General features: G+C 69.4%; 12 protein-coding genes. 4 read left to right on the forward strand and 8 right to left on the reverse strand.

Going from position 1 to position 16,313, the window contains the following annotated elements; all coding sequences use genetic code 11:
• Positions 1-119: 119 nt before the first annotated feature.
• Positions 120-1,346, reverse strand: coding sequence for a CaiB/BaiF CoA transferase family protein (locus tag ACFRFC_RS01645; RefSeq protein WP_382680006.1), 1,227 nt, complete (start codon positions 1,344-1,346; stop codon positions 120-122).
• Between the two features lie 236 nt (positions 1,347-1,582).
• Between ACFRFC_RS01645 and ACFRFC_RS01650 the strand changes: the two genes are divergently transcribed.
• Together ACFRFC_RS01650 and ACFRFC_RS01655 are read left to right on the forward strand one after the other, a co-directional pair.
• Positions 1,583-2,350 carry a FadR/GntR family transcriptional regulator gene (locus ACFRFC_RS01650; protein ID WP_382680008.1) on the forward strand — a complete coding sequence of 256 codons (768 nt, stop codon included), beginning with the start codon at positions 1,583-1,585 and terminating at the stop codon, positions 2,348-2,350.
• Positions 2,351-2,689: 339 nt separating this feature from the next.
• The gene (locus tag ACFRFC_RS01655) at positions 2,690-3,595 is read left to right on the forward strand and encodes an HpcH/HpaI aldolase/citrate lyase family protein (protein ID WP_382680010.1); all 906 of its coding nucleotides are present in this window, start codon (positions 2,690-2,692) and stop codon (positions 3,593-3,595) included.
• 476 nt (positions 3,596-4,071) lie between these two features.
• Here ACFRFC_RS01655 and ACFRFC_RS01660 read toward each other — a convergent pair whose 3' ends face one another.
• Positions 4,072-4,992, reverse strand: coding sequence for a nitroreductase/quinone reductase family protein (locus ACFRFC_RS01660; protein WP_382680012.1), 921 nt, complete (start codon positions 4,990-4,992; stop codon positions 4,072-4,074).
• A gap of 362 nt (positions 4,993-5,354) precedes the next feature.
• Between ACFRFC_RS01660 and ACFRFC_RS01665 the strand changes: the two genes are divergently transcribed.
• Positions 5,355-6,908 carry a UxaA family hydrolase gene (locus tag ACFRFC_RS01665; protein ID WP_382680014.1) on the forward strand — a complete coding sequence of 518 codons (1,554 nt, stop codon included), beginning with the start codon at positions 5,355-5,357 and terminating at the stop codon, positions 6,906-6,908.
• 414 nt (positions 6,909-7,322) lie between these two features.
• Here the strand turns inward: ACFRFC_RS01665 and ACFRFC_RS01670 are convergent, their stop codons facing one another.
• Entirely contained in the window at positions 7,323-7,877 is a 555-nt protein-coding gene (locus ACFRFC_RS01670; RefSeq protein ID WP_382680015.1) for a TetR/AcrR family transcriptional regulator, read from the reverse strand.
• Positions 7,878-7,907: 30 nt separating this feature from the next.
• On the reverse strand, positions 7,908-9,173 hold the full coding sequence (locus ACFRFC_RS01675; RefSeq protein ID WP_382680017.1) for an amidohydrolase: 1,266 nt from the start codon (positions 9,171-9,173) through the stop codon (positions 7,908-7,910).
• A gap of 218 nt (positions 9,174-9,391) precedes the next feature.
• On the opposite strand from ACFRFC_RS01675, the gene ACFRFC_RS01680 reads away from it, so the two are divergent.
• Positions 9,392-10,168 (forward strand): alpha/beta fold hydrolase, encoded by a 777-nt coding sequence (locus ACFRFC_RS01680; RefSeq protein ID WP_382680019.1) that lies wholly within the window; start codon positions 9,392-9,394, stop codon positions 10,166-10,168.
• Positions 10,169-10,281: 113 nt separating this feature from the next.
• On the opposite strand, the gene ACFRFC_RS01685 is transcribed toward ACFRFC_RS01680, so the two are convergent.
• The 4 genes from ACFRFC_RS01685 to ACFRFC_RS01700 form a co-directional block, all read right to left on the reverse strand.
• Complete coding sequence (locus ACFRFC_RS01685; RefSeq protein WP_382680021.1) at positions 10,282-11,625, reverse strand: glycoside hydrolase family 27 protein; 1,344 nt, start codon at positions 11,623-11,625, stop codon at positions 10,282-10,284.
• Positions 11,626-11,706: 81 nt separating this feature from the next.
• Complete coding sequence (locus tag ACFRFC_RS01690; protein ID WP_382680023.1) at positions 11,707-14,121, reverse strand: glycoside hydrolase N-terminal domain-containing protein; 2,415 nt, start codon at positions 14,119-14,121, stop codon at positions 11,707-11,709.
• 207 nt (positions 14,122-14,328) lie between these two features.
• The gene (locus ACFRFC_RS01695; RefSeq protein ID WP_382680025.1) at positions 14,329-15,195 is read right to left on the reverse strand and encodes an amidohydrolase family protein; all 867 of its coding nucleotides are present in this window, start codon (positions 15,193-15,195) and stop codon (positions 14,329-14,331) included.
• The gene (locus ACFRFC_RS01700) at positions 15,195-16,256 is read right to left on the reverse strand and encodes an aldo/keto reductase (RefSeq protein WP_382680027.1); all 1,062 of its coding nucleotides are present in this window, start codon (positions 16,254-16,256) and stop codon (positions 15,195-15,197) included. Before ACFRFC_RS01700 ends, ACFRFC_RS01695 begins: the two co-directional genes overlap by 1 nt.
• Between the last annotated feature and the right edge of the window lie 57 nt (positions 16,257-16,313).

Consider the following 16,313-nt stretch of genomic DNA (forward strand, 5'->3'; position numbering starts at 1 on the left):
CCGCGCCCGGTTCCGGTGGCGCGACCGGCTCTATCGGCCGGCCACCTGCGGCGGATGGCCGTGACAGTCCGAAGCGGGGCACGGAGAGCGTGCGAGCGGGTGGCATCCGAGGGACGCGCTCATGACGATTTGGGTGGTCCCGCCGCGTCGAGGCCCAGTTCCGCCCGGATCGCCTCGTCGTGCTCGGCGAGACGGGGCGCCGGCGTGCCCAGCATGGACACCTCGTCGATGCGCGAGGGCGACGCGATGACCGTCCGCGTTCCGCGGTCGCCGGACAGCTCCACGACCGCCTGGAGATGGGCCACCTGCGGGTCGGCCAGCACTTCGGCGATGTCGTTCACCGGCGCGGACGGTACGTCGTGCTGCTCCAGGCGGTGCAGCCACTCCGCCCGGGGATGCCGGACGAAGGCCGCCTGTAGTTCGTCCCGCAACTCCGCGTAGTGCTCCTTGCGGTCGGCCCAGGTGCGAAAGCGCGGGTCGTCGGCCAGCTCGGGACGCTCGATCGCCGCGAGCAGTCCCCTCCAGAACTTCTCCGGCGAGGACAGATGGACGGTCAACGGCAGTCCGTCCCCCGCCTCGGCCATATAGGACTGGGAGAAGGCCGGTCGTGACCCTGACCGGGGGGCGATCCCGCTCACCAGGTAGTCCTGCACGTCGGCGCCGAGGAAGGAGAGCATCGAGCCGAGCATCGTCACCTCCACGACGGCGCCCTCGCCGGTTCGCTCGCGCCTCAGGAGCGCGGCGAGAAGCGCGTGCGAAGCGTAGATGCCGGTCATCGTGTCGCCGAAGTTCGGGCCCACCGGCGCGGGGAGGGCCTCGTCGACGATGAGACTGTCCAGGCCGCTGATGGACTGGACGACCTGGTTGTAGCTCGGCCGCTTCGCATACGGCCCTGACTCGCCGAACCCGCTGATCTGGCAGTAGACGAGCCGGGGATTGAGTTTCCTCGCCTGCTCGGCACCGACGCCCAGTCGATCGGCGACGCCGGGCCGATAGTTGTGGATCAGCACGTCGCTCCTGGCGATCAGCGCATGCATCACCTCCAGGTCGCGCGGGGTGCGCAGATCGAGGGCGATGGATCGCTTGCTCTTGTTGTACGCCTGGAAGTACGGGCTGTACGCGTCCTCGCTCCACCCGCGCATGGGGTCACCCGCTGGTGGCTCGACCTTGATGACGTCGGCACCCATGTCGCCGAGCATCGCTGCGGCGTACGGGCCCGTGACGAATGTGCCGAGTTCGAGCACCCGGATACCCGCCAGCGGGAGCGAGGCCGTTTCGCGTGGGTGTGGATCAAGGGGTTCCGCCGAGGGCTCGCCCTCGGCGTTCGGCCTGGTCGGAGTGGGCATCGTGCGCTCCTTGTTTCTTGCTCGGAAGACGCCGCCTCCTGCCTGGCCGACGTCTTCGGGGCCGTTCATCGGACGCCGCGGGAGCGACCCGGACACCTTCCGATGGGCCAGACCGTAGCTCCCAGCACCCAAGAGAGCAATAGACTTGGAGAGCTGGGCAATGTTACGGTGTGGTTCCGGGGGCTGGAGTCAGTCGGCTGAGGGTCGGCCCGGTCACCTCAGAGGGAGCAGCCGGGATGACCACGAACACCTCGTCGGCCTTCGAATCCGAGGGCTTCAGGCGGGCGAGGCCACGTGCTGCCGATCAGGTCACCGACCACTTGCGTTCAAAGATCTACTCGGGTGCGCTTGAGCGAGGGGTGAAGCTCCCCTCCGAGAAGGACCTCGCCGTGTATTACGGTGTGAGCGCGCCGACCATCAGCGAGGCGATCCGGGCGCTCAGTGCGCTGAAGCTGGTTGAAGCCCGGCATGGCTCGGGGACCTATGTGACCGCCGACTCGGATTCGGTGCTGGCCCAGGCGTTGCAGGCGGTGGTCGAGCTGGAGAAGGTCGACCTCGAAAGCGTGCTGGACCTTTCCGATCTTGTGTACGGGAAGGCGGTCAGTCTCGGTGTGGAGCGAGCGACGGACGACGAGATCCTCGAACTGCGAGAGGCGGCTGAGAGTTTCCGCGCCCCCACGCACTCGGAGACCGAGCACGCCGCCGCCATCGAACGGTTCATGAGTGCACTCGTGCAGATCTCTCACAACAGCCTTCTCATCGCGATGTCGCACTTCTTGATCCAGAAACACATCGCTCTCGCGCGGGAGGCGGCCCTCATCAGCAGCGAGATGTGGGGCAAGGTCGCCCGCAAGCTGATCGACGAGCGCCTCGCCATCGTGGACGCCGTTGCCAGGCGGGATGCGGCGGCGGCGGACTCGGCCATCCACGCCTTCCTCGTGCGCGGCCGGCAGCTTGTGCTGTCGAATGCCAGCAGGGTGGCGGGGGAGGGGCCCGCGACGTGACGCCGTCGCCACTCGGCATGCGCGAAGACTGACGCAGGCCCGATCCTGGCGGGCTGCCGAGCACATACCTCTGCCTCTGCCTCTGCCGTAACGAGCGACGACCGCGTGGGTCTGTCGCGCCCTGGGCGGACTGGGCGGTCGGCGTGTGGCGTCCGGCGTGTGGCGTGTGGCGTGACCAGGGAGATGTCGGATGACCAAGGAGATGAGGATCATGCGGACAGCGAGCGCACCCCCGATATGGCTGGATCAGGCCGACGTCCCAGCGACACCCGGCCTCCCACTCGCCGCGGCGAGTGCCCGTTCCGGTGAAGCGGACCGACCTGCCGATGGCTTCGCCTCATGAGGCGCGGACACTGGCGCAGCCTGCTGATCTGTCCCGGAGACCGCCCCGACCGGATCGCCAAGGCCATCGCCGCGCACCCGGGAGGGGTCATCGTCGACCTTGAGGACGCGGTGCACCCGTCGCAGCGGGAGAAGGCCCGACGATCCGCCGCCCAGGCGCTGGCCGCGTCCGACGATCCGGAGGTGACGCACCTCATCAGGGTCAACCCCGTGGGCACCACCGAGATCGCCAGGGACCTGGCCACGGTGATCGGTCCATGGCTGGACGCCGTGATCGTGCCGAAGGTGGCCGGTCCTGACGACATCGAGAAACTCGCCGAACAGCTGCGCGCCGCCGAACTCAGGCAGGGGCTGACCCCCGGGACGATCGGGATCGTCCCGGTGATCGAGGACTGCTCGGCACTGCGATACGTCGACGCCATCGCCTGTGCCGCGCCAAGCGTGGTGGCCATGTCCTTCGCAGGTGCGGAGGCCGGCGACTTCATGGCCGACCTGGGCGGCCGTTGGACCCCGGACGGCTTGGCATTTCACTATCCGAAGAGCCGCTTCGTCTGCGACGTCCGAGCAGCCGGAGGTCTGCCCGCCATCGACGGACCGTCGATGAATCTCCAGGACCCGAGTGTCTGGAAGAGCGAGTGCGACATCTCCCGCACCTTGGGCTTTGACGGGAAGGTCGCCATCCACCCCAAGCAGCTCGACACGATCAACGGGGTCTTCATGCCGAGCGCTGCGGAGATCGCGGATGCTCACCGTGTGGTCGCCGCTCTGGATGAAGCCGCACGTTCGGGTGTCGGTGTCACGACCGACCGCGGACGGATGCTCGACCCGGCCAACGGGCAGGCAGCACGCCGCCTCCTGCGCCGCGCGGGCGAATCGCCCCAACCAGGAAGCGGCTCGGCGTAAGTAGCCGTACCTCACGCTCATGTCCCGTGCGGGGCCGAACAGGCTTCCCGCTGTACGCGCATGAAGGCAGGGCCTCCTGGTGGCTCGGGGGCGCGAACCCACTCCGAGCGGTTCCCGGAGGCCCTGTTGCCCTAGTGGTACGAGCCTGGGTCGTCGGTTATGGCGGGTCGGGTGAGTACGACCCGATCGAGGTCTTCATGATGCGCCCGCCGGGGCGCTGGGGAGCACTCGTGGGCAGTGCTGACCTGCAATGATGCGAGAGGCTGCCTTCTACGGCCCTGACGGGACAACGGCTGCGCGGGTTCTTCGAGCGTGGTCAGGAACTCGGCCCGTCCGGCCTTATCCCATCCCAGGCTTCTGCGACGTCCCTTGGGCACATCTCGACGCCATGACAGCGGAGTTGGCACACAGTCGACCCACCCCGACTTGAACAGCCGGGGGGCACAGGCGGTGCTACGCCCGTGCCCCCCCGCCACCTACTCGCGAACCGGTGCCGGCCCCATCGCGTTCAGCGCGGTGACGAGGTGACGTTCCTCCTCGGCGAAGTGGGCTTCCAGTCGGCTCGCGAGGTGCTCCACGTCCGCGCGCAGCAGCACCGGGTCGTCCTGGCCGGGTGCGAATGCCTCGACCAGTTCCTTGATCCGGTTCTGTAGTTCGGCCACGGCCTTGTGCTCCTCGGCGAACTTGGTGAGTACCGGCTCCAGCGCCGGGAACCGCTCGCGGAGTACCGGGAAGGCACCGATGTCCTCGCCGGTGTGGTGGACGCGTAGCGCGTGGCAGAAATCGAGGCAGTGCGACCGCAGTTCGGCCAGTGGGTTGCTGCCCTCGCCCTTCGCCGCGATGTTCCCGGTCCTGCCGTCGACGACTCCGTCGATCCGCTTGCGCAGATCCGTCAGTTCGCCGCGCAGCCAGTCGTGCAGCTCGATCAGTTCGTCACCGAGATGCTTGACCCGGTCAGGAGGAAGATCGACCGGGTGCAGTGCGACGACCGGAATGACGCGATCGGTGTTCCTCTGGTACTCGCCGTATCCCGGTTCCTGTTCGGTGATCCGCGTGAAGAGCTGATCGCGCTCCTCACGCGGGGGGATCGAGGCGATCGCCCGGTAGGTGCGGATGCCGGTCTCGACCGTCACGATCGGGTTCTTGCGGATGTTGTGGTACCAGGCTGGATTAGCCGGAGCGCCGGCCGCCGAGGCGACCACCAAGTCCTGCCCGTCGACATGCATCAGGCCGAGAGGCTGGGTGCGGGGCTGACCGCTGCGTGCTCCCGTCGTGGTGAGAAGGCAGAGGGTGGAACCCTCGAACATCCCCCCGACTTTGCCCTGATTGGCGCGGAACTCGTTGATGACTCCCCGCTGGAACTCGCGTGATTCCTTGAGTCGATTCTCGTCAGACATGAAGTGAAGGAACCTCTGGGGTCCGTGTCCGCCCACCGCGCGCTCGGCCGAGCGCGCCGCCTGCGGAACACGGACGGGAGACTATCAGCGCCGTACGGCACCGGTGTCAGTCGTGTTCGGGCCAGGTGCGGTCCGCTTGGCACGGGAGCGGCGCGGGGAGTCGAACTCGCGCAGGGAGGTGTGCGTCCGGGAGGCCGGGGTCGATTGCGCGGGCACACGCCCACTTCCGTCGCGTCACGGATGTTCCGCATCCGCTATGCGCGCTTCACGACGGTGACACCCCCGGCCTAGCGTTTGCGGGGTGACTGCGGTGGGCGTCGGTTTCGGCATCGGACTCCGCATGTCAACGCGAAGGAGTTCGGGTGAACGAGACGACGACCGGCCGCCCACCGGCCTCCGGGCGGCCCCGGCTGCTGGTGGCCGACCGCAGCGCCGACAATGTCGGGCTGACGTTGAGCGATCTACGTGCGGGGGCAATCTGTGCGGCCGGTCCGGCTCGGATCCCGATCGCCCAGGACATTCCGGCCGGCCACAAGGTCGCCCTGACCGGCATCCCGGCGGACGGCCCGATCGTGAAGTACGGCGCCGTGATCGGGTACGCGACGGCCCCGATCGCCCCCGGGCATCATGTCCATACCCATAACGTCGCGGTCAGGGGCGCGGCCTCACCCAATCGCGGCGATGCCCGGCGGGCCGCCGCCGCGTGGACGCCACCGGCGGCTCCGACCCGCGACCATTTCCTCGGCTACCAGCGGCCCGGCGGCGCGGTGGCAACCCGCAACTACATCGGCATCCTGCCGTCGGTGAACTGCGCGGCCACGGTGTCCCGCATGGTCGCCGAGGCCGCCCGAACCGCGCACGCCGGGACCCCCGGCCTGGACGGGGTGATCGCCCTGAGCCATGACCTGGGCTGCGGTCTGGCGGAGGGCACCCGGGGCGATGAGATCCTGCGCCGTACCCTGCACGGCTACGCCACCCATCCCAACCTGGTCGGGGTCGTGTCCGTCAGCCTGGGCTGTGAGGTCAACCAGCCCGAGCACTTCCTGGAGGATCTCAACCGGCCGGTCGAGCAGTTGACCATCCAGGAGCTGGGCGGGTCCGCGGCGACGGTGAAGGAGGCGCTGCGCCGGGTCGCCGTGATCGCGGAAGGAGTCGCCGGGCTCCACCGGGAGCCGCTGCCGTTGTCCGGGCTCACCCTCGGCCTGCAATGCGGCGGCAGCGACGCCTATTCGGGCCTGACCGCCAACCCCGTCCTGGGTGTGGCCGCCGACCTGCTGGTCGCGGCGGGCGGCCGGGCGATCCTCGGAGAGACCCCGGAGATCTTCGGGGCCGAGCATCTGCTCGCGGCGCGGGCCGCCGAGGCGGGGCTGGCGGATCGGCTCGACGAGATCCTTCAGTGGTGGAAGGAGTACGTCCGTGCCAACGGCGCCGAGCTGGACAACAATCCCTCGCGTGGCAACCGCGACGGAGGCATCACGACCATCTGGGAGAAGTCGCTGGGCGCGGTCCTCAAGAGCGGCAGCAGCCCGCTGCGGGCCGTCGTCGACTACGCCCAGCGTGTCGAGTCCCCGGGGCTGACCTATATGGACACCCCCGGCTACGACCCGGTGTCGGCGACCGGCATGGTGGCCGGCGGGGCGAACCTGCTGGCCTTCACCACCGGCCGCGGTTCGGTGTTCGGATCCCGTCCGGCCCCCTGCTTCAAGATCGCCACGAACAGCCGGCTGTACCGGCACATGACCGGCGACATGGACTTCGACGCCGGGGCGGCGTTCGGGCGCGAGGAACAGATCGCCGCGGGCATCACCCTGTTCGAGCAACTGGTGGACCTGGCGTCGGGCGAACCGAGCAAGTCCGAGCTGCTCGGGTTCGGCTCCGAGGAGATCGTCCCGTGGCGGATCGGAGCGGTGCTGTGACGGCAACGGAGTTCGACAGCAGGTGACGCCAGAGCCGAAGCCCAGCACCTGCGCCGTCGCAACGACGTACGCCGACGCCGGTCACCTCCTGCACGGCACACTGCCCGGAAGGCGGCACAAGTGACAACGCCCGCACCCTCGATCGCTGTGGACCCGGCCCGGCCGCTCGGACTGACCGCTCGCGCGCACCCGGCTCATCTGTGCCGCGACCGCCACTCCGGAGCAGTGCGGGCCGGTGGCTAGGGCGGGTCTGACAATTCCCGTCTGCCCCGCGACGCCATGCACGCACTCTCGCCACACCGGGCACGAGCCCACGTACAACCAGCACGAGGACTCGTGCCCGGCACGCCGAGAGCACGCACCTGACCCCGCGGCGCCGCCCTCCGGGCGACGACGGGAATGGTCAGACACGCCCTAGTAGCCCAGGTGGCGGATGACGTTGCGGAGTTCTTCGAACGCTTCGTCGCGCCTGCCGGTGGTGATGCCCTGGACGAAGAGACCGCGCACGGTCCAGACGAGGGCCTGGGCGCGGGCTCGTGCGGCCTCGGGAGGGAGGCCGTCGCGCTCCCCGAGGGTGGTGAACAGCTCGGTCCAGTCCTCCAGGGAGTCGAGAAACTCGCGGTAGGACTCGGGATCCTGGACGGCGAGGCCGAGGACGTAGAAGAAGGCGGAGATCCTCGGGCCCTGGGCGGGGTCGAGATAGAGGCATTCGAGCAGCCGCATGGCGTCCTCGTAGCTGCCCTGTGCGGCGACGGCGCGCAGGGTCGTCTGCTCCTGCCGGCGCAGATCGCTGAGGAGGGCGGCGAGGAAACCGTCTCGGGAGCCGAAGTGGTGGATGAGCATACGGTGGCTGGTGCCGAGGTGCTCGGCGAGCTTGCGCAGCGTCAGGTCGCTGAGCCGGCCTTCCCGCTCGGCGAGGAGCTGCCGGCCCTTGCGGAGCAGTTTCGCGCGGGGCGTCTCGTCGCTCATGTCTCTCTCTGACCGTCCTGGCGGCCCAGTCTAGACGACGGCTCCCGCGGGCTTTCCCAGCCAGGCGAGGGCGGCGACGACCAGGCTTTGGACGCCGGTGGTCAAGGTGGGGTCGAGGACCGGGGCGAAGTGCGGTGAGTGGTTGGTCGGCAGCTGGTCCATCCGGCCGTCACGGAACGCGGCGGTGACGGTGTCGGTGTCCAGCCCTCCCCAGAACCAGAACACCGTGGGAGCGCCGGCCGCTTCGCCCAGGATGCCGATGTCCTCGCCCGCGGTCAGGGGTGGCAGGGGAAGCAGCCGCTGCTCACCGAAGTGTTCGGCGAACGCCGCCACGGTGGTCGCGGTGGAACGGGGGTCACTGACCAGCACAGGCACGGTGACGGTCCATTCCACTTCGGGTGGGCGGGGCGCGGCGCCGGCGGTGGCCTCGCTGCTGACGATGCGCTCGATCGCCCTGTGGACCAGGGCGCGGGTCTGGGCGGAGTAGGTGCGGACGTTGATGCCCAGCTCGGCGGTGTCGGGGATGATGTTGTCCTTGGTCCCGGCCTGGAGCCGTCCCACGGTGACGACGGCGGTCTCGGCGGGCGGGACCTCCCGCGCGACGATGCCCTGGAGCCGGGTGACGACATGCGCCGCCATCAGGACCGGGTCGACGGTTGCCTCCGGGCGGGATCCATGGCCGCCGCGGCCGTGCAGGACGACGTTCGCGGAGTCCGAGGCGGCCATGATCGGCCCCGCCGCGTGGCCGATCATGCCCGCGGGCAGCGGGCCCACGTGCTGGCCGAGCACGATGTCCGGCGTGGGGAACCGACGGAACAGCCCGTCGTCGACCATGTCCCGTGCTCCGCGGCCGAGTTCCTCGGCCGGCTGGAAGACCACGAAGAGCGTCCCGGACCAACTGCCGCGGGCGCGGGCCAGCAGGGTCGCGGCCCCGAGCAGACAGGTGGTGTGCATGTCGTGACCGCACGCGTGCATCACCGGCACCTCGCGTCCGTCGGCGTCCGTGGCCCGGGCGGTGCTCGCGTAGGGCAGGCCGGTGTCCTCCTCGACGGGAAGCGCGTCGAGGTCGGCGCGCACCAGCACCACCGGGCCGTCCCCGTTGCGCAGCACGCCCACGACCCCCGTCCCGCCGACCCGCTCGGTCACCTCGAAGCCGAGGGGCCGAAGGGCATCGGCCACGCGCCGCGCGGTGCGGTGTTCTTGCAGCGACAGCTCCGGATGTTCGTGCAAGTCCCGGTAGAACGGCGTGAGTTCGGCGACCAGTTGGTCGAGACCGGTCCATACGGTGTCTGTCAAGGGAGTCGCTCCTTCGCCCACACGGAGATTCGAATGTTCCAATGGTACACAGTGAATGTTCCAATGGTACATTGCGGGATCGTGCACGGTGAACACGTGTCGGCGACCGCCGGACCCTGTCGGCCACTGTTCCCGGTGGCAGGGAGAACAGCCCGGGTACGGCATCCGCGACTCGCTGTTCGACCCGTGCGACACATCCGCTCAGGAAGGGAACGCAGGTGCTCCACCACCATGACGCCGGCCAAGGCCCACTGACCGTGCTGCTGCACGGACTCCTGGAGAACAGCACCGCCTGGGACCCGGTCATCGGGCGCCTGGCCACCACGCACCGGGTCGTCGCCCTCGACCTGCGCGGTCACGGACGCTCCCCGGCGCAGACGCCCTACGACATGCTGACCCTCGCCGAGGACGTCCACGCGACCCTGGACGCCCTGGCCCCCGACGAGCCACCGCTGATCGTCGGACACTCCCTCGGCGGGCTGGTCGCCACCGTGTACGCCACCATGCATCCGGTACGCGCGGTGGTGAACGTGGACCAGTCCCTCGACTTCGTCGAAATGCAGCGGATGGTGCTGGACCTGGTGCCGAGGCTGCGGACGGCAAAATTTCCCGACGCACTCGACGCGATGTTCGCGAAGCTGGAAGCGGGCGCGCTCCCCGCCACCGCGTCCGCCCGCCTCAGCGGCCTCCGGCACTACGATCGCGACCTTGTCCTGGAGATCTGGAGCGAAGGTCTCCAGCGGGCGACACCGGCCGAACTCACCGAACTGGCCGACGGGCTGCTCGGCGCCATCCGCGCGCCCTACCTCGCGCTGCACGGCTGGGAGCCAGGCCCGCAGTACCGGGCCTGGCTGGCCAAGGCGCAGCCGTACATCACCGTCGAGGCGTGGCAGGGCTGCGGCCACTACCCGCACCTGGTGCATCCGGAGCACTTCGTCAACCGCGTGCGAGCCATGGACACGGAGACCGGACGGCGACACCACGGTGAGGCGTGACCGGGTGGACGGACGGGGGCGTCACATCGGGTGAAGGACGTCGGCTCACCGCTCCGCCCGAAGGCGCCGGCCGGGTGACGGGACGTCCCGTCACCCGGCCCAGCCGGTGGATGTCACCCCCGCGACAGGGTGATCAGCCGGGATCCGTGAGAGGGAACCGCCTTCGCGGTCCAGGAGTTCCTGGCCTTGCCGATGTCCTTGCGGTTCACCAGGTCGCGGACCTCCTGCTTGCCGTCGATGCCGAGCTGGTCCCAGGTCACCGTGATGTCGGCGGGAGTGTCGCCGAGGTTGTACACGCCGACGGCGAGCCTGCCGTCGGGCAGGCGCTTCGTCCACACCTGGAGTGTTCCGTCGGTGACCTGGGTCGGGAGCACCCCTGCCTGGTTGACGGCGATGACTTCCCGGTTGGTGAGGATCGAGGTGGCCTTGGCATCGAGCTTGGAGAGGTCACCGCCGACGTACAGTGGGGACGAGGCCATGGACCAGAACGTCATGACACTCTGGCGTTCGGTGTCGTTGATGCCGTCCTGGATTCCGTCGCCGGTGTTGTTGGAGACCGGCATGGAGTCGAGGTCCGGCCAGTAGTTCGGCTCCACGACGTCGAGCCACTTCGGCAGGTCCTCCCACCGGTTGTCGACCGATGCCTGCCAGGTGGCGACGGTGTCGCAGTAGCACTCGACATCGGTGTCGACGCGGACGCTGTTCGCCCACGGGCGCAGGCCCTCGCCCGCCTCGCGGGGGATGGGCCAGGCGCTGGCGGTCAGCCACATCCTGCGGCCGCTCTGGTCGATCGCCTTCGACCACGCCTCGATGTCGACGACGTTGTCGGTCGTGACGCCGTCGATCTTGACGAAGTCGACTCCCCAGGAGGCGAACCGGTCGGCGATGGAGTCGATGTACGCCTGGGCGCAGGGCTCGGTGTAGTCGATCTTCCAGTCACCGCCCCACATGTTCGTCGGCGTCAGCGGCTGCACCGTGATGTCCTGGGTCGTGCAGTTGGTGCCGAGGATGGGTGCGTTCTGGTCGTACACCGTCCGGGGCAGTCCGGCGGCCCCGTAGAGGCCCATCTTCAGCCCCTTGTCGTGGATGTAGTCGGCCAGGCTCGCGATGCCGTTCGGGAAGCGCGCGGGGTCGGCCTCGGGAATCCCGTTGGCGTCGAAGCGGAACTGCCAGTCCCAGCTGGCGTTCCAGCCGGCGTCCAGGTTGATGTTGGTGTAGCCGGAGCGCTTCAGCTTCGCCGCCATGGCGTCGGCGGTCTGCTTGATGTGTTCCTCGGTGAGCCATTCCGTCCCGTAGTCCGGGTGGGTGGAGGACTGCACGCTCCAACTGCTCCAGCCCATGAACGGCTTGACGCTGAAGTCGCTCTTGGCCTGGGCGGGGACGGTCGTACACATCAGGGTCATGGTCACGACGGCCGCCACGGGGAGTCCGCGGCGGAGGCGACGGGCTGTGGTCATGAAGAGATCACCTTTCATGGGAAGGCTGGTGGAGTCGGCCGCCGATCGGCGCTGTCCGGCACATCGGCGTGGGGACGCCCGCTACCAGCGGAGCGTCACCGATTCGCCGCGTGCCAGCCGCACGGAGCGTGCCTTGCCGCCGGCGACCACTTCGGTGCTGCGACCGCCGACGCTGCGGATCACCGCCTTCTCGACCACTCCGTCGCGCCAGGACAGGTCCACCGTGAAGCCGCCCCGGGCGCCGACCCCGGTGATCCGGCCCCGCTCCGCCCAGGCCGCGGGGAGCGCGGGCAGCAGTTCGATGCTGCCGGGGCGGGAGTGGACGAGCATGCCGACCATCGCCGACGGGGTGCCGAAGTTCGAGTCGACCTGGCAGATGCTGCTGTTGGCGTCGAGGGGCCAGGTGTCGAAGAGGTTGAGGGCGGTGCCTCCGGTCCGGCCGTCGAAGGGCGCCAGATTCTTGATGATCTTCTCGTAGGCGGTCTCGCCCTCCCGGAACCTGGCCCAGCACAGGGCGCGCCAGGCGTTGGCCCAGCCGTACATGCTGGTGCCCCGGGCCTGAAGCAGCTTGCGCACTCCCGCCACGAGGGCGGCCGGTGAGGTGTCGGGGTCGATGCGGTCGCCGGGGAACAAGCCCATCAGCGGCGAGAGGTGGCGATGCTCGACCTCGCCGAGGTTGTCCGGCGTCAGCCACTCCTCCAGCCAGCCGGTCGTGGGGCTGACCTGCGGGAGATACAGGCGCCGGCGCAGGCCGTCGATGGTCTTGCGGTAGCGGGAGTCCCGGCCGAGGACCTGGGTCGCCGTGCGGTAGTTCGTGAAGAGCGTCCACACCAGCTCCTGGGCATAGGTGATGCCGAGGGCGTCCTGGGGACCGTGCTCGGGTGACCAGTCCTTGTCCGCGACCAGCGCTTCACGTGTCTCGCCGGTGACATGATCGGTGACCTGGTGCGGGATCAGCCGTGCTTCCCAGAATTCGCAGGCGCCCTTGACCAGGGGATAGATGCGTGCGAGGAATTCGGGGTCATTGCGGTATTCGTAGTGGTCGAAAAGACTGTTGGCGAGCCAGGCGCTACCGGCCGGGTGCCACTGCCAGCCGGAGCCGCCATCGATATTCGTGGAGATTCCGACGGTCCAGCCGGCCACCTTCTCCGAAGAATTACGGAAGCGATTGCGCGGGTCGTTGAAGAGGCGCTGGGTGTTCTCCGTCCAGGACGGCAGCTGGGCGAGGCAGTAGTCGGTGAGGGCGTCGAAACAGCTCGGCAGCCCGGTGCGGTCGGCCATCCAGTAGTTCATCTGGATGTTGACGTCGGTGTGGTAGTCGCCCATCCAGCCGGGCTCGTTGGAGTCGATCCAGGAGCCTTGCAGGCCCATGGGCAGTCCGTCGCGGGAGCCGCAGATCATCAGATAGCGGCCGTACTGCAGGTAGGACGCCTCCAGCTCGGGGTCGGGGGCGGCCCCGGACCCGGCGCGGGTGTGCAGCCGGCTCCAGGTGTCGGAGGACCGCTGGGCCTCGGTCGACGTTCCCAGCGAGATCTCCATGGTGGAGAAGAGGGCGCGGTAGTCGGCGACATGGGTGCGGCGCAGGACCCCGGCGGCGAGGGCCGCCGCGGCGGTTGCCTTGGACCGGGCCAGGGGCTGGGGATCGATCGACGGATCGCGGTAGTTCTGTGCGAAGTCGGGCGCGTAGTCGGTGCCTCCGCTGAAGACGACCGTCAGGTCGGCGCAGTCGGTGAACTCCAGGGCACCGCTGCCGACCTGGACGTTCCCGGTGCGGCTGACGGCGGTGACGGCGCCGCCGTAGCGTCGGCCGCCCGGGAGGGCGGCGCCGAAGGAGGCGGTCGCGTCGCCCACGTCGGTCGTGACGGTCTCGCCGTGTGTGCCCGTGAGGAGGATCCGCCCGGTGTAGGTGCCGCCGCCGCTCTGGGTGAAGGACACGACCACGGAGTCGTCCGGCCGGCTCGCGTAGACCTCACGCCGGTAGGTGACGCCCTGGTGCACGTAAGTGGTCGTCTGTAGACCGTTGCTGAGATCCAGTGCCCGCTCGTAGCCGGTGACGGAGCCGAGCGCGTGGTCGGGTATGTCGACGGTGAGATGGGCGAGCTGGGTCAGGGAGCCGAAGTTGGTGCGGTCGTAGGGGAACTGGCCGTCGCTGCTGAGGATGCTGTTGCGGCCGCCCGTCCACATGGAGGCGTCGGTGATGTACAGCGTCTCACCGGCCGGATCGCCGGTGACCAGGGCGCCGAGCCGGCCGTTCCCGATGGGCAGGCCCTGCTGGAGCATCAGCTGCCGGGAAGCCGGCGCGGTGTACCAGATCCGTACCGCCTCGGCCGTGGGGACGCTGGGGTCGGTGACGGGTCGCACCGGTTCCGCCGCGGCGGCACGGAACGGTGGAATTCCGGCGAGGACGGCGAGAGTTCCGGCGGCTCCCGCGCCGGTCAGCGCGAGGAAGTTCCGGCGGCTCGGCGGCGTGGAATCGGTGGGTCTGGGTGCCTGCATGGTGTTCCTGTCTGCTGGAATTCCGGTGGGGGCGGATGACACGACTCGGAAACGCAGGAGGAACATATTTCCGGGAAACTGGGCGCTCAAGAGCCCGGACATCCGGAATGGGAATGTCAGCCATTCGGGATTCGCCAAAACATCTCCGGGCACACGGACGGGGTGTGGCGCGTACGCACACCACACCCCGGGAGCCGCGATACGGAGCTACACGCCCGGCAGCCGATAGCACTGCTGGGCGTTGCGGCCGAACACCCGCTCGGCCTCGCCGGCGCTCAGGTCGCCGAGGACGGTGGCGAGCGCGTCGGTGATGTCGCCGTAGCGGTCGGCCGCGAGCAGGCAGACGGGCCAGTCCGAGCCGAACATCACCCGCTGGACGGTGAAGAGGCCCAGGACGTGGTCGACGAACGGCCGCAGTGTGTGCGGCGACCAGTCCTTCCAGTCGGCCTCGGTGACCATGCCGGAGAGCTTGACGTCGACGTTGGGGAGGTCCGCGAGGTCCGCGAGGGCGGTCGCCCACACGCTGTCCCAGCCGTCGGCGATGCGCGGCTTGGCGATGTGGTCCAGGACGAAGTGCAGGTCGGGAAGGGCGGCCACGGTGGAGGTGGCCGCCGGCAGTTCACGGGTCCGCACGAGCAGGTCGTAGACGAGCCCGCGGGCCGCGATCGCGCCGAGCCCGCGCCGCACGTCCGGCCGCTCCAGCCACGACGCGTCGTCCTCGTCGTGGACCTGGTGCCGGACGCCGACGAACAGGGGTCCGTACTCCTCGCGGAGTTCGTCGAGCACATCGCCGACGTCCGGGGCGGTGAGGTCGACCCAGCCCACGACGCCGTGCACGAACGGGGTCTCGCGGGCGATGTCGAGGAACATCCGGGTCTCGGCGACCTCGGACACGGTCTGTACGAGCACCGAGCCGTCGATGCCGCCGGCGGCGAGTTCGGGGGCGAGGTCGTCGGGCGCGAAGGGGCGGCGCAACGGGTCCAGTGCCGCGCCCTGCATCCACGGGTAGTGGAATCGCCGCGGGTCCCAGAAGTGCTGGTGCGCGTCGATGCGCACGGCGTGCCGGGCGGTCATCAAAGCCCCCTCTCCAGACCCGTGAACAGGGGGCCGGACGGGACGGGGACGGTGTCGGGGAGCAGCCCGCTCGCGCGCAGGTCGTGCCAGAGCGCGTCCGGGACGACCACTTCCAGCAGATCGAGGTCCATGTCCAGCTCGGCGACGGACCGGGCGCCGACCAGAACGGCGGCGACCTGCGGATGGGCGAGCGGGAATTGCAGCGCGGCGGCGGCCAGCGGGACGTCGTACCGGTCGCAGACCGCCTGGATCCGCTGTGCCTTCTCGACGATCCGGGCGTCGGCGGGGGCGTAGTCGTAACGGGCCCGTGGCGAGGGATCCAGCAGGATGCCGCTGTTGAACACGCCGCCGACGACGACCTTGGTCCCGTGCTCCCGGCAGGCGGGCAGGAGATCCGCCAGGGAACTCTGGTCGAGCAGGGTGTAGCGGCCGGCGAGCAGGACGACGTCGAGGTCGCAGTTCTCCACCAGGCGGGTCAGCACCGGCGTGCGGTTCATTCCGGCGCCGATCGCCTTGACCGTGCCCTCGGCCCGGAGGTCCCGCAGCGCCGCATAGGCGGTCGACGCGGCCTGCTCGTAGTGGTCGTCGGGGTCGTGCAGGTGCAGGATGTCGACGCTGTCCAGGCCGAGCCGGTCGAGGCTCTCCGTCAGGCAGGTGCGCACCCCGTCGTAGGAGAAGTCCCAGACGGGGCCGGTGGCGGGGACCTCGGTGTAGAAGGGTTCTCCGTCGACGTACTGGCTCTCGTCGCGGGGCGCGTCGGCCCGCAGCAGCCGGCCGACCTTGGAGGAGACGACCAGGTCACCGCGCGGCTTGTCCCGCAGGGCGCTGCCGGTGCGCTGTTCGGCCAGGCCGTGTCCGTACAGCGGCGCCGTGTCGACGTAGCGCAGGCCGGCGTCGTACGCGCGGCGGATCGTGTCGACGGCCTGTTCGTCGGTGATGGCACCGAGGAAGTTCCCGAGGGACGCGGTCCCAAGGCCGATGCGCGGCAGCTCCAGTCCGTGCTCGCCGATCCCGACACGGCCGGTGCCGGTCCCGTCGAGGTCGCGGGTGGTGTTCGTCACGCTGCCTCCCGACTTCAGTGGCGGATGGTACAAGCAAGATTCAGCCATCCTCGGCCC

The sequence above is a fragment of the Streptomyces sp. NPDC056734 genome (genome assembly GCF_042790455.1).
GTDB lineage: Bacteria > Actinomycetota > Actinomycetes > Streptomycetales > Streptomycetaceae > Streptomyces.